Raw genomic sequence first — 633 nt, 5'->3', positions numbered from 1 at the left:
GATCTGTAGCTGGATCAATATAAATTACATTGGGAAAATTCTGTAAATTCAAATGCAGAGCAAAATCTTTTTCAAAAACTCCGTTTACTCTGGTCAGAGTATTGTTGATAGCAACCAACGCAGGAGCTCTTTTCTGGTCATCTGTAGCGGTAGCAGGTACACCAGCAAGTGTCATAAAGTATTGAGTGTACTCCCCTGTAACAGACATTGCCAATCTCATTGTTCTGTATTTTTTATCAGAACTCTTGTTGAAAGTTGTTGGTTGATTAGTGAACGACTGTCCGTTTTTTAATAAAGCATCTATTTCCTTCTTAGCAGCAGGAGATTCTTCCGTAGAGCATAAGAACCCATTTTTTTCCTTTTTTGTTTTTGGATGAACAGCATAAACTGTTTTATCCGCAGAAGCAGGGTCAATAAATTCATACTTATCCCCATGGATGATCATTGACTGAAAATCATTAGGAGCAATACTGAATCTTAAATATTTGGTTGGGTCCTCGACACTTGTTCCAACATAAGATCCTAACTCATACTTATCTGCCAGCTCTTTTACAACTACTGGACAACTGTAAACATTAAATCTTCCAATCTTCCCACTCATAGTAGGACGAGAAATTACTACAGGAGTGGAAT

Annotated in this window: 1 protein-coding gene; it reads right to left on the bottom strand. The window is 37.3% G+C overall.

Annotated features, from left to right (window positions below; translation table 11 throughout):
- Positions 1–633: reprolysin-like metallopeptidase (locus AU377_RS07010; RefSeq protein ID WP_216635646.1), on the bottom strand; the 633-nt coding region annotated here is incomplete at both ends.

The organism is Sporosarcina sp. HYO08 (genome assembly GCF_001563475.1).
Lineage (GTDB): Bacteria > Bacillota > Bacilli > Bacillales_A > Planococcaceae > Sporosarcina.
This window is presented reverse-complemented; position numbering and strand designations above follow the sequence as displayed.